This window comes from Sphingobacterium humi, assembly GCF_009768885.1.
Lineage (GTDB): Bacteria > Bacteroidota > Bacteroidia > Sphingobacteriales > Sphingobacteriaceae > Sphingobacterium > Sphingobacterium humi.
The window spans coordinates 1-20,722 of sequence record NZ_WSQA01000008.1 but is presented as its reverse complement, the minus strand read 5'-3'; the positions used below and the strand labels follow the sequence as shown (position 1 = coordinate 20,722).

At 42.1% G+C, this 20,722-nt stretch carries 17 protein-coding genes; 8 read left to right on the top strand and 9 right to left on the bottom strand.

The genetic code is table 11. From position 1 onward, the window contains the following. Positions 1-95 precede the first annotated feature (95 nt). From GQF63_RS11530 to GQF63_RS11505, 6 genes are all read right to left on the bottom strand, one after another. A complete protein-coding gene (locus tag GQF63_RS11530) occupies positions 96-2,165 on the bottom strand; it encodes a DUF5689 domain-containing protein (RefSeq protein WP_160369388.1) in 2,070 nt (689 codons plus the stop codon). Further along, positions 2,162-3,013, bottom strand: a complete 852-nt coding sequence (locus tag GQF63_RS11525) for an endonuclease/exonuclease/phosphatase family protein (RefSeq protein WP_160369387.1) — start codon at positions 3,011-3,013, stop codon at positions 2,162-2,164. The genes GQF63_RS11530 and GQF63_RS11525 overlap by 4 nt, the downstream gene beginning before the upstream one ends. 7 nt (positions 3,014-3,020) lie before the next feature. Next, positions 3,021-4,541, bottom strand: a complete 1,521-nt coding sequence (locus tag GQF63_RS11520) for a RagB/SusD family nutrient uptake outer membrane protein (protein WP_160369386.1) — start codon at positions 4,539-4,541, stop codon at positions 3,021-3,023. 5 nt (positions 4,542-4,546) lie between these two features. Continuing rightward, a complete protein-coding gene (locus tag GQF63_RS11515; RefSeq protein ID WP_160369385.1) occupies positions 4,547-7,954 on the bottom strand; it encodes a TonB-dependent receptor in 3,408 nt (1,135 codons plus the stop codon). 92 nt (positions 7,955-8,046) lie between these two features. Beyond that, entirely contained in the window at positions 8,047-9,144 is a 1,098-nt protein-coding gene (locus tag GQF63_RS11510) for a FecR family protein (protein ID WP_160369384.1), read from the bottom strand. A gap of 40 nt (positions 9,145-9,184) precedes the next feature. Then, positions 9,185-9,730: an RNA polymerase sigma factor gene (locus GQF63_RS11505; protein WP_160369383.1), complete on the bottom strand. Its 546-nt coding sequence runs from the start codon at positions 9,728-9,730 to the stop codon at positions 9,185-9,187. Positions 9,731-10,002: 272 nt separating this feature from the next. On the opposite strand from GQF63_RS11505, the gene GQF63_RS11500 reads away from it, so the two are divergent. Continuing rightward, a complete protein-coding gene (locus GQF63_RS11500; protein WP_160369382.1) occupies positions 10,003-10,770 on the top strand; it encodes a methyltransferase domain-containing protein in 768 nt (255 codons plus the stop codon). Positions 10,771-10,777: 7 nt separating this feature from the next. Here the strand turns inward: GQF63_RS11500 and GQF63_RS11495 are convergent, their stop codons facing one another. Both GQF63_RS11495 and GQF63_RS11490 read right to left on the bottom strand, forming a co-directional pair. Further along, complete coding sequence (locus GQF63_RS11495; RefSeq protein WP_160369381.1) at positions 10,778-12,166, bottom strand: Gfo/Idh/MocA family protein; 1,389 nt, start codon at positions 12,164-12,166, stop codon at positions 10,778-10,780. 185 nt (positions 12,167-12,351) lie between these two features. Beyond that, positions 12,352-12,528: a hypothetical protein gene (locus GQF63_RS11490; protein ID WP_160369380.1), complete on the bottom strand. Its 177-nt coding sequence runs from the start codon at positions 12,526-12,528 to the stop codon at positions 12,352-12,354. 163 nt (positions 12,529-12,691) lie between these two features. On the opposite strand from GQF63_RS11490, the gene GQF63_RS11485 reads away from it, so the two are divergent. From GQF63_RS11485 to GQF63_RS11455, 7 genes are read left to right on the top strand one after another with little or no spacing between them, the layout of a single operon-like run. Continuing rightward, a complete protein-coding gene (locus GQF63_RS11485; protein ID WP_160369379.1) occupies positions 12,692-13,324 on the top strand; it encodes a TetR/AcrR family transcriptional regulator in 633 nt (210 codons plus the stop codon). Between the two features lie 42 nt (positions 13,325-13,366). Next, the gene (locus tag GQF63_RS11480; protein WP_160369378.1) at positions 13,367-14,647 is read left to right on the top strand and encodes a TolC family protein; all 1,281 of its coding nucleotides are present in this window, start codon (positions 13,367-13,369) and stop codon (positions 14,645-14,647) included. Between the two features lie 44 nt (positions 14,648-14,691). Then, positions 14,692-15,618, top strand: coding sequence for an HlyD family secretion protein (locus GQF63_RS11475; protein ID WP_160369377.1), 927 nt, complete (start codon positions 14,692-14,694; stop codon positions 15,616-15,618). A 1-nt stretch (position 15,619) separates the two neighbouring features. Further along, a complete protein-coding gene (locus GQF63_RS11470) occupies positions 15,620-16,534 on the top strand; it encodes an ABC transporter ATP-binding protein (protein WP_160369376.1) in 915 nt (304 codons plus the stop codon). 1 nt (position 16,535) lies between these two features. Further along, a complete protein-coding gene (locus GQF63_RS11465) occupies positions 16,536-17,282 on the top strand; it encodes an ABC transporter ATP-binding protein (protein WP_160369375.1) in 747 nt (248 codons plus the stop codon). 3 nt (positions 17,283-17,285) lie between these two features. Beyond that, entirely contained in the window at positions 17,286-18,392 is a 1,107-nt protein-coding gene (locus GQF63_RS11460; RefSeq protein WP_160369374.1) for an ABC transporter permease, read from the top strand. Beyond that, positions 18,389-19,510: an ABC transporter permease gene (locus GQF63_RS11455; RefSeq protein WP_160369373.1), complete on the top strand. Its 1,122-nt coding sequence runs from the start codon at positions 18,389-18,391 to the stop codon at positions 19,508-19,510. The genes GQF63_RS11460 and GQF63_RS11455 overlap by 4 nt, the downstream gene beginning before the upstream one ends. 126 nt (positions 19,511-19,636) lie before the next feature. On the opposite strand, the gene GQF63_RS11450 is transcribed toward GQF63_RS11455, so the two are convergent. After that, complete coding sequence (locus GQF63_RS11450) at positions 19,637-20,158, bottom strand: hypothetical protein (protein WP_160369372.1); 522 nt, start codon at positions 20,156-20,158, stop codon at positions 19,637-19,639. Between the last annotated feature and the right edge of the window lie 564 nt (positions 20,159-20,722).

Here is a 20,722-nt window from a genome sequence, read left to right as displayed (position 1 = left end):
TGGTTAGTTTGTAAAAAGGGCGCTTGAGAAAGCGCCCTTTGTTATGGAATTAGGTTAGGTAGTTGTATGTAAAGGATGTGAACACCCTCCCTCGATTACTTATTGTATTTGATGGATACATGGCCTAAGCGCACATTTGCTGTGGCGGTCACTGTTCCTGCTGTCGGATTGGTTAATGTTCCGGCAACTTTATTTTTAGCTTTTAAGCGTACATAAAGCTTGCTCTGATTAGAGGCTTCCATCGGTAGGTTGAAGTTGACAACTTTATTGCCTGGCACCTGCGAGATCAAGGTATTTGACCATTGGGTAACATCTTGCAAGGTAAACTCAGCTACCGGCTTCCAGTTTGCATCTTCCATATCATCCGTTGTATTCCACTCGGCGATAAAGTTTCGTGGTGCACCGACATCCACATTACCTTCTACCTGCATGGACAATTGCTTGGAAATTCCTTGGCTATTACATGCAATAATCCAGGCTTCACCCCGGTTTTTATCGTTGTTCCACCAGCCACGAGCGCCCCATCCTCCATTAGATACCACCCCTTTTACCGTTGTTGGCTCTTGTAATAGACCATTATAATCGGTGGTTTTATAGATACCGGCCGTTGCTGTATAGTTCATTGGATCAAGTCCGGAGCGCCACAGCTTACCTTGACCAACATCTGGGGTCAATGGGTTTTCCGCAGCTGTTGGGTTGGTTTCAAACTCTACTTTAAAGCGACTCCATTCTACCAGAACTTTGGAGAATCCTTGTTCTCTACCTTCCTGCAATTGAATATCCGACTCCCCTTGCGGACGGATAGCATATGTTCCGATTTGGGTGCCGTAGCGTTCAATCTGTTCATGCACAATGATACCGGCGAAAGATCCAGATCCTTGCGGCACTTGCTTGCCATCTCTACGGTATGGAACATCCACATTAAACAAAGCATATAAACTCTTACCTTGAATATCACGTAGATTGAGTGGATATACACTTGCCCGGGCAACATAACCTTCATTGATATTGGAGAACGCACCGGATGGCACTGAAATCTCAAGATCCTTCAACTTCACATAGGTAAAGATGTCGCGATCTGTCAATTGGGAGATGGTCAATTCACGTGGGATTAAGGCACTGCTTTGCGCAATCTGTTCCATCACCTGAATAGACTGCACATTACTAATGGTGATAAACTCTGGTGCTGTATTTTTCTTAAGCTCAGCTCCTTTTAGCCAAAGCTTCACTTTTTGATTTTTATCGAAGATATTATCGCCGGCAGTTGCTGTTTCAATGCGGAAAGCTTGCTTACCATCTAAGGAAGCGATATAAGCTGTTACGCTGGTTGGCGTCCGATCGATTACATGTTTATTTGCCTTGGAGTTGCTGTTTAGGGCAATATTGCTACCACCTTTATCATTTAGAACAATTCCTTCGATATAGATGTCGTCTTGAATAGCTCCGCTGGCCTTCATTCGTACCGCATCAAAGCTTACCGCAACAGCATTATCATAATCACCTTTTACTTGCTGTGCTATCTTAATACTATCTTTTACCAACACATTCAAGGCATCTAGGTAACTAAATTTCAGCATACCTTCACGTGTGGTTGTTAACTTGGAGGCTGCTATTTTCAAGTACAAATAGCCTTCTTTAATATCTAGATCGGATACCCAATCCAGCTTGCCTCCTTCTGCAGTGATAGACTCGACCTGCATTTCGCTAAAAGGAATATTGGTGCTAATGGCCGTACGCATGGTACCTCCTCCTGCAATTGCTTTTAATTCTTCATCTACTATGGCTAAAGTGGGCACTAAGCCCTTCTGCTGAATGGAAATGGAATCGACCTTACTACCACTCTTGATATAGAGGGTTTGGGCACGAGGCAAATTACCCGCATTGGAGGTGACAGTAATCTCTACGAGCTTTTTGCCAGATCCAGCGGTTGTTGGAACGCTAAGCCATTCCTCTCCTTTGGTCGTCGTTTCGATATTCCAATTGTCTTCGGCGTAGATTTGAACCTTGGTGCTAGCTGCGGAATCGGCCAATTGCACGATCCGCTGATTAATGGCTAGATCCGTATTAAAGGAGCGCAGCTCCTCCTTTTGGCAGCCCAAAATAAGCAGAGCTCCCAGTATTGATAGGCAGCCTATGGCTGAAAATTTCATAAATAACCTATTCATGGCTTTGGTTTTAAATTAATGAATAATGGTTTGTGATCAGAATACTTCTTGGTAAAGTCATCGATGATAAATTGACCGGAACTGATCCGACCGATCATATCCCCAGACAGGTAGATAAAATCAATACGGTGCTTGGTAGGCAAAATCATATTGGCCTCCTTCGGACGGGAAATAGCCAGCACTTTTAATGCATCAATATAACCGGCATCTAAAACCGTTTGGATGGTTTGAAAATCGATATCTTCATTATTGATGAGGTAGTTGTTCTTTGGATATTTCTCTTGTAAACCTTTCAAAAAGGCCACGGCCTTACCATCGCGGTAGTTCACCGAATCTAGCGGGCTGTAGGCATTAAAATCACCTAATAAGACCGAATTCTCGACAATCTGCTGTTGCTCCAAGCTATGTAAGATATTGCTGATTTCCTCACGGCGTTTATCCCAGCGGTGTGGGGATAGATGCAGCACCACAAAGTTTATCCCATGGCTCTTCGCTTGAATATATCCATGATGGAAATTCTCGATAACGATCTTTACATCTTCGATAGGATATTTTGAGGTCAAAGCAACGGGATAACCTTTTTCCTTAAGCAATACGGAATAGGGATGCCCCCATCCTTTTGCTAAACTCGCTAGACTTTCCTTCGTAAAGTGATTCGCCTCTTGCAAAGCAAGCATGGTCGGTTGTTGCATTTTCACCCATTTGGTAAACAATTGCTTACCAGCTGTACTATCAGTTTTCATGCCCTCCAAAATATTATAGCATAATATTTTGATCTCCTTTTGCGCGAAAACCGGCGCAACCAGCAAGAACTGACAGATAAAAACAGTAAATAATAACTTTTTCATCGATTTCCTATTGACCGGTATATTCTGGATTAGACAAAGCTCCTTCTGATTTTACCACCTCCACATCGGGAATCGGATAATATCGGTGGTATGGTCTGAAATTACTTTTGATATCAGGGAATTCCTCTGCAATGGTATTTTGAATGGAAGCCGCATAGATGTCCCAACGTACTAGATCATATTTACGGCCATACTCGCCCATTAATTCACGCGCTCGTTCCTCCTGTACCTCTTTAAAGAACTCCGCTTTTCCCGGATAGCTTGCTAATTGAAATTCTCGTTCAATAATAGCTTCTTCCTCGGCACGTTTTTTCACTGCATTGATGCTGCTCATGGCTAAATCAGTATCGCCAAGTTCATTGGCACATTCCGCAAGCATCAACAGCGCATCAGCATAACGGAATACCTTCTGGTTATTTCCATCTGCTAGGTTTTGCATTCCTGGACACCAGAACTTAGGCCCCATCCATGCTTTACCTGTGCCGTTATTAGCCATTGGTCTGGAAAAGTTTTTGCCGTTATAAGTATAAGCCAGGATGATCTCTCGTCGTGGATCATAAACATCATACAAGCCCATGAAATATTCGGAAGGCGTGATGGAGGTAAATGGATTGGCTTTATCGCCCAATTCTGGAATATCAACACCATCGTAGGTAGCAGTACCTGCTTTCTTTGCTGGCGTAAAGAAACAAGCAACCTGGGTGGTCTTTTTGATTCCTGTTGTTGACCAAGCATATTGCACTTCAAAGATAGATTCTGGCGTATTCTTATTACGATAGTAGGTGTCAACTAAAGGGTATTGAGCTAAATCGCCATAGATTTCCTTGATTTTCAATAAGGCTTCCTTGGCCACCTCATACTTTTTATTCCAAAGTGCCATTTTAGCAATCAGCATATAAGCTAAAGGCGCAGAAACACGATTTCCTGTGATATCGCTTGTACGCTTTTGCGGAAGCAACTCGACATGCGCTTGCAAGTCCTGAATTAAAGAGTCACGCACAATGTTTGCATCCGTACGAGGCAATTTATTGACTTCCTCTAAAACTTCCACAGAGTTTACATTTTTAGTGTAATAAGGAACACCATTAAAAGTGGATGTCAATAGGTAATAATACACAGCACGCAAGGTGATAGCTTCAGCTAAATAGCTTCCTTTCTTTGCTTCATCCACCGTAGAACGCTTAATTCCCGCAATGGAAGCATTCGCATACATCACGCCTTTGTAGGCATTTTGCCAAAGGTCATCCCCCATTCCCGGGTTGGCAGGTGAGATTTCCATCTTCGCATCCACACTGGACGAGTTTAAGAATGCTAGGTCAGTTACCCCCTCTGTGGCGATAATTAAATTCTGACTATAAATACTGGTTAAAGGCATATACACCCCATTCACGGAGGCTTTGATCTGTTCTTCGGTTTTAAAGAATCCATCGGCACCAACGAAACTGGAAGGCTCTTCTTCTAAAAACTTGGAACAACTGCTAAACAAAACTACTGCAGCTAATATACTCGTGATAGATAATAATTTCATGATGTTTAGAATTTAAGATTTAAACTGCCGATAACGGTTCTGCTATTCGGATAAGCACCGTTATCCATACGACGGATTGTCGAGCTTCCACTATCTGTAGAAACCTCCGGATCATAACCATTGTACTCTTTCCATAGGAATAGGTTATTTCCACTAATGCTTGCCGTAACGGAGCTTATCTTATTATTGGTCAATTTCTTCAAATCAAAAACATAACTTACCGTTACATTCTTTAGGCGCAAGAAGGTCGCATCATAGACGAAACGGTCGTTCGGGATATCATCCTTGGAATCTGCTCTCGGATAATCGGAGTCTGGATTACGAACCGGATGCCAAGCATTAACCATGTAGCGGTATTGGTTTGACAAGTAAGTACCTGTACCCATGAATAACTCCGTAGGATTATAGATTTTTCCACCTAGGTTATAGTTAAAGAAGATATTCACATAAAGCTTTTTATAGCGGAAGCTATTCTGCAATCCTCCATACACAATAGGATCGGCATTGCCTAAGTAAACCAAGTCATTATTATCCAGGATTCCATCGTTATTCTGATCGATGTAGCGCTGGCGTCCAGGCTGGTAATAGGCTGTTGAAGCGGATACAAACTGCTTATCGACTTTATTAGCTTCTATCTCTTCCTTGTTCTTCCAAACTCCGGCATACTGCATGCCCCATAGTGCATTCAAAGGCTTGCCTGCCACATAACCGTACATCATATAGCGACTACCATAAGGGTTTTCATAGGTTGGCACACGATCAAATACACCAATATCTACTACATTTTGCTTATTATGCGCAATGGTAAAGGTGGAGTTCCAGGAGAAATCCTTTCTATTGATATTCTGCGACTCTACCGTTAACTCTACCCCTTTATTTTCGGTCTTACCTAGGTTCATTAAACGCGTAGGGAAACCGCCATGATGTGGTAATTGCACCGTCAATAATAGGTCGGAGGTTTTCGACATGTACGCATCTAAGGTAAAGGTCAGCTTACGGTTTAAAATCGCGAAGTCTAATCCTGCATTATAGGTTACTGTTTTTTCCCAGGTGAGGTCTTCATTATTGATACGTGCTGGGAAATAAGACACCGGAATCACGCCGTCAAAGATATAGCCACCCATGGATGAGGAAATACGATCCAGGGATTGGTATGTAGCGATTGCATCATTCCCAGAAGCTCCTGTACTTAAACGTAATCCCAATTCATTCAGCCAATTGGTATTTTTCAACCAGCTTTCATTTTTCATGTTCCATTTAAAAGCTGCTGATGGGAAGAACGCCCATTTATGGTTTTTTGCAAAGTTAGAACCCGCATCGGCACGACCTGTTAGGGTTAAGTAATAGGTCGAATTATATTGGTAATTCAAACGGCCCAAATGCGAAACCCGGGTTCTGTTCTCAAAGTTGGAAGCCACATTCAGCATTTCCTTTGAAGGAACGGCACTTAAATCGTTGGTATTGATTTCATCGATAAAGTAACCATCTCCTGAAGCCTGTAAATTGTTATACCAGTTTTTCTGAATGGTGAAACCGTATAAAGCATCATACACGTGCTTATCTCTTTTAGCTGCATAGGACATGGTATTTTCATTCAACCAGTTATTGGCTGTATAGGAACGCTTCGAGGCGTACGCTCCAGTATTATTGCTTAAACGGGAAGGTAATGTCGATGGATAGAATGTATCATCGAACCTGTTATAATCGTAAAAGGAGAATTGCGTTTTAAACTTCAATCCTTTGAGCGGTTCATACTCCATAAACATCATGGGCGATGTTGTCTTCTTCACCTGATCGATCCGTTTCAATAAAACGTTGGCCAAAGGGGAATCAAATAAGGTTCCTGTATACCATTGGGAGTTCCAATCGTTTAAACTTCCATCCTCTTTATAAACAGGAATGGTTGGTGCCAAGAAGATGGTCGAGCGGTACCAAAGGGTTTGCGTACCGATATCAACCTTATTCAACTCATGGTCTAAGTAGGAATAATTGAAGCGGAAACCGCCTTTAAATTTATTGCTGAAGGTATGGTCCAAGTTCAAACGTGCCTGATAGCGTAATAAGCCGGAGGCCTGGATAATCCCTTGATTATTATTGAAGTTTCCGGAGAAATAGTATCGAGTTTTATCGGAACCTCCTGCTGAAGTCAGGGTATAGTTCTGATAGGGCGCCTTGCGCGAAACCACATCGGTCCAGTTGGTACCCTCGCCCAAAGATTCCGGATCTGGATAAGGATAACTTTCGATCGGTTTTGTTTGGTTAGCAACACTAGCGAAGTAGTAACGGTCGTTTTGGAGCTCTGCAAATTCCTGGGCATTCATTAAATCCAGAAAACGCGGCAATTCTGAATAGCCAAAATCCGCACGGATAGCGACGTCGTTCTTGCCGGGAGTCCCCTTCTTGGTGGTAATTAAGATGACACCGTTACTACCCCTTGATCCATAGATAGCCGTTGATGACGCATCTTTTAACACTTGAATGCTGGCGATATCATCCGGGTTCATATCGTTGAGGGATGTAATGGCATCCATCACCCCATCTACAACGTACAAGGGTTCATTAGTAGCGGATATTGAACGGGTACCGCGGATACGAATAGATGTTCCTGCTCCGGGCTCTCCTGATGAGGATACAATCTCTGCTCCGGCGATTCTACCCTGCAACATTTGATCGACACGGGGTACTGGGATATTCTGTAAATCTTCGACATTCACCACCGATACAGATCCTGTCAGATCTTTTTTCTTCACCTCACCGTATCCAATCACGACCACCTCATCCACCAGATTTTCCAAGGGTTGTAGTTGAATGGTAATGGGTTTTCCGATTTGTGCATGTTGCATTTTCTTGGTAAAACCAACATAGCTAACTTGCAACACATCATCTTTTGCGGAGGCAATGCTGAAATGTCCGGCACGGTCGGTTGTTGTGCTGGCTTTCCCTGTACTCAAGGAAACTGTCACACCTTCCAAAGGTTTATTTTTATCATCGACAACCGTTCCTTTTAAGCTGTCTTGTTGCTGAAGCTTAGGTGCATTCACAGGCTGGTTTGCTTTCCTTTTAATTAGGATACTGTTTTCGGCAGTTAGCTTATATTCAAAGGCTGTATTTTGAAGCAAATTGTCCATAGCTTGTTGGATGGACGCATTTTTTAAATTGATGGCTTTTACTTTAAACTGGCCAATACTTGCATCGTTATACAGAATGGAAACATTGCTTTGTTTTTTAAACTCCATTAAAGCATCATTGATGCTGATGTTTTGGCGATTTAAATTGATATGTTGTCCTAATCCTAAGCTTGGGTGTAGGGCACATAGCATCAATACGAAGGTACTGGACACCCGAATTCTCCTTTTGGAAAATAAAAAGGCGGCACAGGTCCTTACTACAGGGGTAAAGATGTTAAATTTCATTAATTTTGAGAAATTGATAGTTGATAGATCGCATATGTATGTCAATTATTAGGATCGGGTTTCCAGGGTCCAAGCTGGAAGCCCTCCATATTTTACCTTTTGTAGATATTGATTTTCTTATTACCTCCTTCCGATTTTACTTCAAATAGGATATCAAAATAGCTTAATTGCTCCAAGGCTTTGTAAGCGTTTAAGGAACGCTTTACATTCCCCCAGAGTCTGATTGTTTCTAATTCTTTCGGATTGACCAAGTTGATGTCTAAATCGTACCAGCGCTCATATTCCTGCATCACTTCCAGAACCGTTGCATTTTTGAATACGAACTCATTGGACACCCAATCCAAGATACTGGCTAAATCTACTTCAGCAACGCGTAGGGCATTTCCCGCTGTCATAGCTTGCTGATTAGGCTTCAGCAGCACCTTTTGATTTGCTGCAGCTACTTCCACCAGACCTGAGGCTACTGTTGTTTCCTCCCGATCATCTCCCTCGTAGGTACTAATGTTAAAGCTTGTCCCCAAGACCTTCACTGTTTGCTTTTGAGTATGAACCAGGAAAGGATGATTTTCATCGCGCTTTACTTCAAAGAACAGCTCGCCCGTCATATAGACCTCTCGATGCGTTTGAAAGTCGGCCCGAAAACGTAAAGTAGAGTTTGCATTTAAATGAACCAGGCTTCCATCCGGAAGTTCAACTTTCATAGTACCTCCTTTAGGCGTTTGGATTTCGTGGTACTGAATAGCGGTCGTTCGCTGTCCCAGACTGGTGCTTAGGGTTTTTCCTCCGAGCAGCACTTCCTCCGTATGAATTCTAAGGATGTCACCTTCTTTATCCAATTTAAATTCCTGACCAGATGCCAGCTTTAAAACTGCCTTATCGCTAGCAGGCGCAGCAATGATGGAATCAACTTGCACCAGCTGGTCATCCGTGTTATTGGAAAAGGGAAAATAAAATGCAATAGCAATAAGTAGCACTGCGGCGGCAAGGCCTACCCAGCGAATAGCGATAGGACGAGGCTGATGAACGGGAGCTTCCGAAGCTTGCTCCATATGCGAAGTCCATTGATCCAACCAAAATTGATATTCTTCTTCCGGAATGGTTTTCAAAAGCTCACGAAAGGATTCAAGCTCCTGCTCGCTGGCGGTTCCTGCTTGTATTTTTGCAAATAATTCCTGAATTGTCTTTCCCATTTAATGTAAAGACACCAAGCCTGCAAAAAAGGACACCCCTTTAGCGATAAATTTTTAGGAAATTTTCAAAAATGGACTTAACGTACTTATAATGCTTCTTCACCATCGATTCCGAAAGCTGTACCTCATCGGCAATTTGCTTGTTTGTTTTGGATTCAAACACTCGGGATTCAAAGATCTGACGCTTGGTTTCGGGAATTGTTTGCAGCTGATTTTGGAAAAGCGCATAATGCTCCTTAAAGATCAGATGATCTTCGGCAGTCTCTCGCTGCTGCTTCCCTATAAATTCTTGCTTCATGCGCTCCACAACCAACACATGACGGTGGATGTTCAGTAATTTATTCTTAGCAGTTTGCAGCAAATATCCTTTGAGGTTCCGAATATGGACAGCCTTGCTTCTACCCTCCCATAATTCTACAAAAATCTCCTGAACAATCTCTTCTTCCGATATTTCTAAGGTAATAAAGGGACGGCAATATTGAATTAATAAGCCATGATAGGCATGATAAAGCTCATCAAAAGCTTGATGATTTCCATCACTCATTCGTTTCAACAACAAGGATTCTCGCTCGGATAGTAGTTTCATATGCAGCTTAAAACAAACTGTATTTTGTATTATAATTGATTACAATAATAGGTATCTAAAGTTAAGTAATAATTACCAATGAATTAATAATCCATCAAGCAAACTGCTAAATAAAAGTTAAATAAAATTCAAAAACCTGTACAATAGCATGTTTTAGATTATATTTCATTGAATTATATTTAAAACCTAAACATCAAATAAAAGAAAAGTAACAAGCCTACTTTCTTCAACTTGGCATATTATTCGTAGCTTATGGCTTAAAACGAATAGAAATGCCTTGGAATCCTGAAATTTACAATCGCTATAAAGAAATCCGCTATCAACCCTTTTATGATTTGATGGCGCTCCTTATTGATGATACAAACAGCCTTGCGGTAGATTTAGGCTGCGGAACCGGGGAACAGACCCTCCTCTTGGCGCAGCGATTCAAACGCACGCAATTCCTTGGCATAGATGCTTCTGCGGAAATGCTAGAAAAGGCAAAGGAAATACAATACGACCGCTTAAGCTTCAAACAGCAAGATATACAGCATTTTTTAGAGGAAGCTGATCAATATGATCTCATCTTTAGCAATGCCGCGCTACAATGGGTAGATGATCATGAACGCTTATTCCCGAGGCTTATCGATAAGTTAAAGAAGGACGGACAGCTGGCGGTTCAAATGCCGATGCAAAAAGACAATACCTTAAATATCCTCTTGGACGAATTGGTACAGGAACCGGAATATGCTGCGGCCCTTCAGGGATTCAGACGGCAATCGCCGATGCTTAGCCTGGATGAATATGCACAGTTACTTTTTGAAAACGGCATGAAGGATATTCAAATCAGCATCCGCACCTACCCTATTATTGCCGATAACGCCGAGGAACTCTATGATTTTATTTCCGGTTCAGCCCTGATCCCTTACCTGGAAAGACTACATAAAGAACAACAGGAAGCCTTTCGTCAAAGCTTCCTGCAGAAAATCTCCAAAGCATACAAGCATTTCCCGGCCATCTATCCATTCAAACGCCTGCTAATGCATTCCGTAAAGGGGTAAATCCAAATTAAACTATCCGTTGATAAGGCTTTTCTACCATCAACTCAATATCGGTTAAATCAGCAATTTGGATTACCTGTTTCTGTTCAATACTCTTTCGGGCAGCAATACCTATCAAACATGATAGCGCACCATCACGTGCTGCTGCACATTGCTTCAGCGGATCTGGTATATTCGGTAAGAAAATCTGATCCTGCAGTAATTTATCACCACCGCCATGCCCCGAGGTGCCGTGCGGTATTCGGATATACTCACGTTTTCCAAAATTCTTAAACAGTACCAACTCATCGTAATCCTTCTTTTGCTCTGGTTGCGATTCTTCAATCCAAGCGTCTATCCGGCCTTCGGTACCATTAAAGGCAATTCGATAGCCCTCATAGGGCGAATAGGTGGTTAAGGAATATGCGACCTGGACTCCATTTTTATACGTAATGGTTGCCGCCATTTTATCATAAATGTCTACATCGTTTTTAAATACACAGCCATCGCGTAAATAACCGTCATACTTTTCGTTATTCACGTACAGATCTGTGTAATATTTACTTTTGGTCACATCCCAATAGAAATCACATTCCTTCGTGTGTGGACAAGTGCGGCAGTTCTCTGCTCTAAACTTGCCGTTCTTACCGTAAAAATCCAAGCTTCCCTGAGCATATACCGAGACAGGATCACTTTCAATCCACCAGTTCAGTAAATCAAAGTGATGGGTGGCTTTATGAACCCATAAGGAACCTGAGTTTTCCGTCTTGCGGTGCCAACGTCGGAAATAGTCGGCTCCATGTGAGGTGTCCAAGTACCAATGAAAGTCTACAGAGGTTAACTCCCCAATGGCGCCATTTCGAATCAATTCCCATATTTTCGCGCGGTGTGGCGAATAGCGATAATTAAAGGTCACGCGGCATTGTTTTCCTGTGCGTCGCTCGGCATCGACAATGGCTTGCACCTTGGTTTCATCCGTTGTCATGGGTTTTTCGGTCAGCACATTGCTACCGAGTTCCATACCGCGGATAATGAACTCATGATGCGTAGCGTCCATCGTACATACAATCAACAGATCAGGTTTCGTTTGAGCCATCATCTGCTCAAAATCTGTAAAGGTAGGACAATCACAGCCAATATAGTTTTTAGCAAAGGCGAGGCGTCCTTTATTTTTATCGCATAAACCTACAAATTGCAATTGCTGGCTGTAATTACGCTGCAGGTCTCTTCCCCACATTCCGGCACCGCGAGATCCGGTACCGATGAGGGCTACTTTAAGTTTTGCAGCGCCATCTGCTGGTAATAGATCGGCTAACAAGCCATTCGGATCGGCCTTGCTGACTCCGGATAATACGGTACCTCCCAATAATAAACTAGAGGCACTCAGAAACTGACGTCTTGAAAAATGGTCGCTCATGGAAATAGGTTTAAAGGTAAATGTTAGCAAAATCGTCAACTTTAATCTGCTTGGCAACCCATACCATCCTGCCCTCCTTTTTCACAGCTAAAATCAACGTTTCCTTCTAATTTACAAAAAATTAGCCTTCAGTGCATAAAAAAAGGAGCATCCTGCAGACGCTCCTATCACGTATAAATGAATCGCTATTTCATCATTTGTAAATAAACAAAGTAGATAATAGCCAAAATAATAATGGCAATAATTACGGAACGAATAATATTAATACCCGCGGGCTTATCATCCGGTTCCTCTTTCACTACCTCAGGAACCTGTTGGTCTTCTAACCGCTCCTGATCATCAAATTCTTTTTTCTCTTCCATAATACAGCGTTTTAGTTTCTAAGTATTAAACAAAAAAGTGAAGGCTTTTGTTTGAAGCCCCTCATTATAGCAATCTTTAAAGCCTTATATTTTAATCAAATGATTAAAATATTTGCAATACTTAATTGAAGGTCTTACCTTTACCGCCAAATTATAGGCATACATGGCGACATCGAAAGGGAAAAAGCAATTAGATCAATCTACCGAAGAGAAAATAAAAGCTGCGGCGCGGAAGGTATTTCATCAAAAAGGTTATGCCGCAACGCGGACTCGTGACATCGCCGAAGAGTCTGGCATTAACTTAGCCTTGATAAGTTATTATTTCAAAAGCAAGGAAAACCTCTACGAAATTATCACCCTGGAAACGGTGTTTAAGTTTATGCATAACTTGGCTGTAGTCTTCCATGATGAGAGCAGTTCCTTTGATGAGAAAATTGAACAACTAGCTGATCGTTACATCGATTTCATCAGTAAGGAACCCGATATTCCATTATTCATCCTCACGGCTATGCGCAACAATCCGGTCAAATTTGGCGACAAAATCCCGTTAAAGACCATTGTTTTAGAATCCATATTCTACCAGCAGTTTCAAGAGAAATTACAAGAAGGGAACCATGCCGATATCTCGCCATTGCAATATTTGTTAAACCTAGTTAGTTTAATCATCTTTCCTTTTGTAGCCAAACCAGTATTTCAAAATATTACCGGCACAAAAGATAGCCAATTCCATAAAATGATGCAGGAACGGAAAAAGCTCATTCCGATCTGGATCAAAAGCATGTACAGCAAACCTTAATTTTTTTAGTATGATATTAATCATTTGATTAAAATAAAAACCATGAAAACAAGAACCTTTTATACCCTTTGCATTATCCTATTCGGATTCTTTCTCATCCCGAATAACAGCAAGGGGCAAAGCAAAAATCAACTCCATATCGACAGCTGCTTCAGCATGGCAAAACGTAATTTCCCACTGATTCGGCAGCTCGGCCTGTTGGAACAATCCAAGCAGCTTAGCTTAGCCAATGTAGATAAAACATTGCTGCCCCAGCTCAGCATTAATGCATCTGCCACCTATCAGTCCGAGGTTACCAAGCTTCCCATCCAAGTACCCAATATGGAAGTACCGGTTTTGGATAAAGACCAATACAAAGCCTATGCAGAGCTAAGCCAATCGTTAAGCGATTTGTTTCTAGCGAAAGATCAAAAGAATTTATTAGCAACTCATAAAGCCATTGAAAGCCAACAAGTCGAGGTTCAGCTCTACCAGTTACGCGAGCAAGTAAATCAGCTATTCTTTAATGCCATGCTCATCGATGCGCAGTTGGCCCAGAGCAAACTTATGCAAGCCGATATTCAACATGGCATCCAACAAGTAGAGGCTGCTATCAAAAATGGCACCTCCACCAAAAGCCATTTGAATAAACTGCAAGCCGAATACCTTAAGGTTCAACAAAAGGATATCGAATTGCTTTCCAACAAGCAAGCCTTTGTCAATATGTTAGCCCATTTAATTGGGGAACCCATTGCTCAGGATTGTCAATTCACTGCACCAGAGCTTTTGCAGCTCAACCAGGCCTTAAACCGTCCGGAGCTCAAACTTTACGAACTCCAGCAATCCGCTATGGATATGCAGGAACAGGTACTTCAAAACAAAAACAAACCACGCTTCAATGCTTTTATTCAAGGCGGCGTAGGCCAACCCGCACTCAATATGCTGAATCCGGATATGCGCGGGTTTTACCTCACAGGCATCCGCTTAAATTGGAACCTAGCCCCTTTGTACACCTATAAAAACGAAAAGAAACTGCTGGAACTAAACAAAGGCCTCATTGCCCAACAGCAAGAAACCTTCGTTTTCAATAATGAACTATCCTTGATGCAGCAGCAGGAAGACGCGAGGAAATACCAAAATCTCTTAAGTAGCGATGCGGAGATAATCAACTTACGCGAAAGTGTAAAAAAGGCCAGTGCAGCTCAATTAAGAAATGGCATTATCAGCAGTTATGATTACATGAACGCTGTAAGTGAAGAAGATCAAGCACGACAGAATTTAATCGTCCATAAAATCCAATGGCTACAAAGCCAATACAAACAACAAGCAACCCGCGGAAATTAGAAAAGCCGGAATACCTAGTACATCTCTATAAACCAAGTAGATTTATGAAAAATAATCAATCACATACAATACCCTATCAGCTGCTGCTAGCAGCCATCCTCCTACCGCTTCTCTTCCTGAATAGCTGTAAGAAAAAACAGGAAACCTTCGATGCCACAGGCACCTTCGAAGCCATTGAAACCATTATTTCAGCCGAAGCCATGGGTACCATTCAGGCCTTTAACCTGGAAGAAGGTCAGGAGCTCAAGGCCGACGAGCTTGTGGGCTATATAGACACGGTTCAACTGTATTTAAAGAAAAAACAATTGGAAAGCCAGGCCAAGGCATTATTGGGTAAAAAGCCAAGTGTCAATACCCAATTAGCGGCTTTACAATCGCAGTTGAAAACAGCCATGCAGGAACGTACGCGCATTCAAAACCTATTGCTTGAAGATGCCGTACCTGCTAAACAGCTGGATGATATCAATGCGCAGATTGACCTTATCCAAAAGCAATTGGCGGCACAACGCTCTACGCTTAACCTCTCGGTTTCCGGTATTGATCAGGACGTACAACCCTTGGAAGTACAACTCCTGCAGCTGGACGATCAATTGCAAAAAAGCAAAATTATCAATCCCATAGGGGGCACGGTGCTTGCCAAATATGCCGAAGCCAAGGAAATGGCTAGCGTCGGAAAACCACTCTACAAAATTGCCGACCTCAGTGTATTGACCCTTCGTGTTTACTTTTCAGGCGATCAACTTCCGGAAATCCGATTAAACCAACAAGTACGCGTATTCACGGACGACGGTAAAGAAGGCATGAAAGAAACGGTAGGCCGCATTAGCTGGATTAATGATAAAGCAGAATTTACCCCAAAAACCATCCAAACCAAAAACGAAAGAGCCAATCAGGTATATGCCGTTAAGGTGCTGGTTAAAAACGATGGCACGTACAAAATCGGGATGTATGGTGAAGTAAAATTAAATTAATATGGAAGCGGTAAGCATCAACTCCCTATCCAAATCCTTCAACAAAGGAGCTATACAAGCCTTGGATGCCGTTAGCTTCTCAGTGCAGGAAGGCGAGTTATTTGGGCTTATCGGCCCGGACGGCGCAGGGAAGACTACCCTCTTTCGCATCCTGACCACCTTACTACTTCCTGACAGCGGGGAGGCGACTGTCTACGGCTGGGATATCCGCACCGATTATCAGAAAATAAGACGTGAGGTGGGCTACATGCCGGGGAAATTCTCCTTATATCAAGATTTAACGGTAGAGGAAAATCTAAGCTTCTTCGCTTCGGTCTTTGGACAAAAGTTAACCGATAATTATGCCCTTATTCAGGATATATACGAGCAAATAGCCCCTTTTAAAGACCGCCGCGCCGGAAAGCTTTCTGGCGGTATGAAACAAAAACTAGCGCTCTGCTGTGCTTTGATTCACCGCCCCAAGCTGCTGTTTTTAGATGAGCCGACCACCGGAGTAGACGCTGTTTCTAGAAAAGAGTTTTGGGAAATGCTTAAGAAGTTAAAAGCGCAAGGCATGAGTATTTTAGTATCAACTCCTTATATGGATGAAGCTAATTTATGCGAGCGGATTGCATTGATCCAGAATGGAAAAATATTATCCATCGACAGCCCACAAGGCATTATCAAGCAATACCCTACGCCCTTGTATGCCGTAAAAGCCAAAAACATGATTAGCCTATTGGCCACGCTGCGTCAGCAAGAGCAGCTTGCCTCCTGCTATGCCTTTGGCGAATACCACCACATCAGTTTTAAAAGCCAAGATGCGCAACAGCTGCAACAGCTACAACAAACCTTGGAAGCAGCAGGACATCAGGAGATCAGTATGCTGGCAATCGAGCCGAGCATCGAGGATTGTTTTATTGAATTAATGCATTAATATGGAAGCAGAAAAAGTAATACAAACAGTTGATCTCAGTAAGCATTTTGGCGACTTTATTGCCTGCAATGCAATAAGTTTTGAGGTCTTTAAGGGTGAGATATTCGGTTTTCTGGGTGCCAATGGCGCCGGCAAAACAACAGCCATGAAGATGCTGTGTGGCCTTTCTGCCCCCAGTTCCGGAAAGGCTACAATTGCAGGATTTGACATCTATAAGCAAACAGAGGCTATCAAAAAAAGAATAGGCTACATGAGTCAGAAATTCTCGCTCTATGAAGATTTAAGTGTCTTGGAAAACATTGAGTTCTTCGGCGGTATTTACGGGCTTAGTCAACAAGAAATAAAACAACGGGGCCAACAATTGATCGATCAATTAGGCTTAGCTGATGTAGCCAAAAACATGGTAGGCAGCCTGCCGTTGGGCTGGAAGCAAAAGCTAGCCTTTTCCGTGGCCAGTCTGCACGACCCTGAAATCATCTTTCTTGATGAACCTACCGGCGGTGTCGATCCAGTAACCAGAAGGCAGTTCTGGGATCTTATTTACGCCGCTTCCGTCCGCGGTATTACGGTCTTCGTCACCACCCACTATATGGATGAAGCAGAGTACTGTCATCGTGTATCCATTATGGTAGATGGGGAAATTAAAGCCCTGGACACGCCGGAAAACCTAAAAAAACAGTTCCAGGTCGATTCAATGGAGGATGTATTCTTCGAATTGGCACGCGGGGCACAACGATTAGGAGATTAAGCTATGAATCAATTTATCACCTTCATAAAAAAGGAGTTTTACCATGTCTTTCGCGATGGAAAGACCCTGTTAATGCTCTTTGGATTGCCGATAGTTCAGATAGTCTTATTTGGATTTGCCTTATCTAATGAGATTAAAAATGCGAAAATGATGATCTTAGATCAGGCCAAGGATGCCAGCTCGCAACAGATTATCGAACGCTTTGCCGCTAGCCCCTATTTCCAGATTGAGAAGACAATAAACCATGAGGCAGCAATCGAACCTTCCTTTTTAAAAGGGAACATTAAAATGGCACTCATCCTACCGGCGAATTTGGATCAAGACCTGAACCACACGGGAACAGCGGCCGTTCAACTGTTGCTAGATGCCTCCGATCCCAATGCGGCAAACACCTTAAACGGCTATGCCAGCAGTATTTTAAATAGCTTTCAACAGGAACGCATGCTGAACAGCAAGCTTCCGTTGCAGCTCACGCCGCAAATCCGCATGCTCTACAATCCGGAACTCAAAGGCGCACCAACCTTCGTTCCGGGCGTTATGGCCTTGGTGCTAATGTTGGTCTGTGTGCTAATGACGTCCATTTCTATCGTTAAAGAAAAGGAATTGGGAACCATGGAAATTCTATTGGTCTCACCGGTCAATCCGTTCTTACTGATTATTGCGAAGGCGGTGCCCTATTTAGGGCTTTCTCTCATCAACCTGGCCATCATTTTAACCCTCAGTGTAACCTTATTGGATATGCCTATCCATGGCAGTTTATTGCTGTTAATTGCAGAGAGCACCCTCTTAATCATTACCGCCTTATCTTTAGGGCTCTTAATCTCCAATGTCACTAACAGCCAACAGGCGGCTATGCTGATTGCCATTTTGGCCATGATGATTCCAACCTTACTTTTTACGGGCTTTATGTTCCCCATAGAAAACATGCCCCTGCCCTTGCAATGGATTAGCAATCTAATTCCGGCCAAATGGTATTACATCATTGCCAAATCCATCATGATCAAAGGCTTGGGCTTCGCCGCCATCTGGAAGGAAACCCTCATCTTATTGGGAATGACCGTTTTCCTATTGTTCCTAAGTTTCAAAAAATTTAAAACCCGACTGGAATGAGAACCTTAATCTTCCTCTTAAAAAAAGAGTTTAAGCAAATATTTAGGAACAAAGCCTTGTTGCCCATCATCTTTATTGCGCCCATTATGCAGCTCATTATCTTGCCCTTGGCGGCAGATTTTGAGATCAAAAACATCAACATCAGCTTTGTAGACCATGATCGGTCTAGCTTTTCACAGCAATTGTATCAAAAGATCGTAGGCTCGGGCTATTTTAAGGCCATAAGTTATGGCAGCTCCTATCAGGATGCCATGCAGCATATTGAAAAGGAAGAGTCTGATATTATCCTTGAAATCCCTGAAGGGTTTGAACGCCAGCTTATCCGAGAAAACAAACAGGATCTTTTTGTGGCCATCAATGCCATTAATGGCGTTAAGGCCGGCCTTGGTGGCTCCTACTTGAACCAGATTATTGCTAACTACAATCAGGACATCCGAGCGGAATGGGGCCTTATCAAAGGCAATCCACAACAGGCCGGTTTGCAGGTCAGCAGTTATTTCTGGTTCAACCCGCACATGAACTACCAGGTATTTATGGTTCCCGCCATCCTGGTCCTCTTAGTCACCATGATCAGCACCTACATGTGTGCTTTGAATATTGTGAAGGAAAAGGAAATCGGCACCATCGAACAGATTAATGTGACCCCCATCAAAAAATATCAATTTATTTTAGGCAAGCTGATTCCCTTTTGGCTGATTGGCATTTTTATATTTACAATAGGCCTATTTGGCATTGGCTACCTAATCTACGGCATAGTGCCTCTTGGCAACCTGCTTACCCTCTATGCCTACCTTTCCTTGTACTTAATTGCCATGCTAGGTTTAGGCTTATTGATTTCAACCGTATCCAATACCCAACAGCAAGCGATGTCTGTGGCCTTTTTCTTTATTATGATTTTCATGCTGATGAGTGGACTGTTTACTTCTATAGACAGTATGCCAAACTGGGCAAAAGCTATTGCCTACTGTAGCCCGGTTACTTATTTTATCGATGTCATCCGCATGTTGGTTCTTAAAGGCAGTACTTTTAACGACATCAAGGTTCATTTTGCAATTACTGCAGGATTCGCTGTCCTTTTAAATGTATGGGCACTTTATAAGTATAAGAAAACCAGCTAAGAGGCAAGAAATTAAAAAAGCTTGTCGAGTAAGATGTTAATAAATGTTAAAACCTAAAGGAGCGCCTACTTCGGCACAGAACTTGATAATACTTTATTAAATTTCATAATTTAGGTTAATAATTGGTTAGTTAAAACTCCTGATGCTCCCCGCTTCAGGAGTTTTTTTATGCAGTTCGTATCTATGGATTACCGGAAACTTCAGCAATCCTTCCGAAAGATGGACACGTAAGGAATCACGCCGCAGGCTTTTCCTTTTCAAACTATGTGTAAAACTTACTTTTCGGATCACCCCATTTTCAAAATCTAATAAACCGATATGATCACTTTGCGGAGCTCCGGATCCCCCCATCATTCTTTTATTTACGCGATTGACACTATACACCTTCACATGCACGTGCCGACTGGAGAACAACATATTTAAACTCAACAAACTAAAGGTGATGTAACTGCCGAGGATGACAATAAAATACATCATCAGCTCGAACTTCCCTTCAATAAATCGAGAAAAGCGATGCCGCAGCAAGGGATACAATGGAATAGCGGTAAGATAGAAAAAGAGAATAATATAAGGTGGAATGACGGTTTTCTTAAGTAAGTGAAAATTAACAACATTCAACAGCACCGCTGATATAAATAGGAATTCCAACCTAGTGGACGGCTTTAACGAGAGAACCTTCATAATATGCAACATCTGAATCTCACCGACTTATCATTTCGTAATAAGTAGGTTACAAATATAAAAACATCCCATGAATTAATCCAAATAAGTTTAAAATATCTTATTAATTAATTTTAAAGCATTAAAATTATAATCAAAAGCTTCGCTGAAGGTCAGATTGTTAAAAGATGTTAATCCGAAAAGCAGAAAATAATAAGCAATTAAAACCCTCGTTTTTATTGTAGTGAATAACAAAAGAGGTTCGTTGTGACAACGAGGATAATAAGAGTAAATAATTTCATAATTTAGGTTAATAATTGGTTTGTTAAAAAGTCCTGAAGCTCCCCGCTTCAGGACTTTTTTTGTAAATCAGCTGTTTCCACAAAATCATCTCTAAGATGTTTTATTGGGCAGTTCCTGTTTTAGGATCATACCGAAAGTTTGGGGGGTAATAATTTTTAAGCATACAATTTCATCACCCGATATAAGAAAAAGGTAGTATCTCTAACTCCTCGAAATACACTTCTAAAAGCCTTAAGTTTTGCATTGAAA

Excerpts from the sequence above, each read along its gene's own strand:
- GQF63_RS11530 (WP_160369388.1), bottom strand. The coding sequence starts at position 2,165 with ATGAATAGGTTATTTATGAAATTTTCAGCCATAGGCTGCCTATCAATA.
- GQF63_RS11525 (WP_160369387.1), bottom strand. The coding sequence starts at position 3,013 with ATGAAAAAGTTATTATTTACTGTTTTTATCTGTCAGTTCTTGCTGGTT.
- GQF63_RS11520 (WP_160369386.1), bottom strand. The coding sequence starts at position 4,541 with ATGAAATTATTATCTATCACGAGTATATTAGCTGCAGTAGTTTTGTTT.
- GQF63_RS11515 (WP_160369385.1), bottom strand. The coding sequence starts at position 7,954 with ATGAAATTTAACATCTTTACCCCTGTAGTAAGGACCTGTGCCGCCTTT.
- GQF63_RS11510 (WP_160369384.1), bottom strand. The coding sequence starts at position 9,144 with ATGGGAAAGACAATTCAGGAATTATTTGCAAAAATACAAGCAGGAACC.
- GQF63_RS11505 (WP_160369383.1), bottom strand. The coding sequence starts at position 9,730 with ATGAAACTACTATCCGAGCGAGAATCCTTGTTGTTGAAACGAATGAGT.
- GQF63_RS11500 (WP_160369382.1), top strand. The coding sequence starts at position 10,003 with ATGCCTTGGAATCCTGAAATTTACAATCGCTATAAAGAAATCCGCTAT.
- GQF63_RS11495 (WP_160369381.1), bottom strand. The coding sequence starts at position 12,166 with ATGAGCGACCATTTTTCAAGACGTCAGTTTCTGAGTGCCTCTAGTTTA.
- GQF63_RS11490 (WP_160369380.1), bottom strand. The coding sequence starts at position 12,528 with ATGGAAGAGAAAAAAGAATTTGATGATCAGGAGCGGTTAGAAGACCAA.
- GQF63_RS11485 (WP_160369379.1), top strand. The coding sequence starts at position 12,692 with ATGGCGACATCGAAAGGGAAAAAGCAATTAGATCAATCTACCGAAGAG.
- GQF63_RS11480 (WP_160369378.1), top strand. The coding sequence starts at position 13,367 with ATGAAAACAAGAACCTTTTATACCCTTTGCATTATCCTATTCGGATTC.
- GQF63_RS11475 (WP_160369377.1), top strand. The coding sequence starts at position 14,692 with ATGAAAAATAATCAATCACATACAATACCCTATCAGCTGCTGCTAGCA.
- GQF63_RS11470 (WP_160369376.1), top strand. The coding sequence starts at position 15,620 with ATGGAAGCGGTAAGCATCAACTCCCTATCCAAATCCTTCAACAAAGGA.
- GQF63_RS11465 (WP_160369375.1), top strand. The coding sequence starts at position 16,536 with ATGGAAGCAGAAAAAGTAATACAAACAGTTGATCTCAGTAAGCATTTT.
- GQF63_RS11460 (WP_160369374.1), top strand. The coding sequence starts at position 17,286 with ATGAATCAATTTATCACCTTCATAAAAAAGGAGTTTTACCATGTCTTT.
- GQF63_RS11455 (WP_160369373.1), top strand. The coding sequence starts at position 18,389 with ATGAGAACCTTAATCTTCCTCTTAAAAAAAGAGTTTAAGCAAATATTT.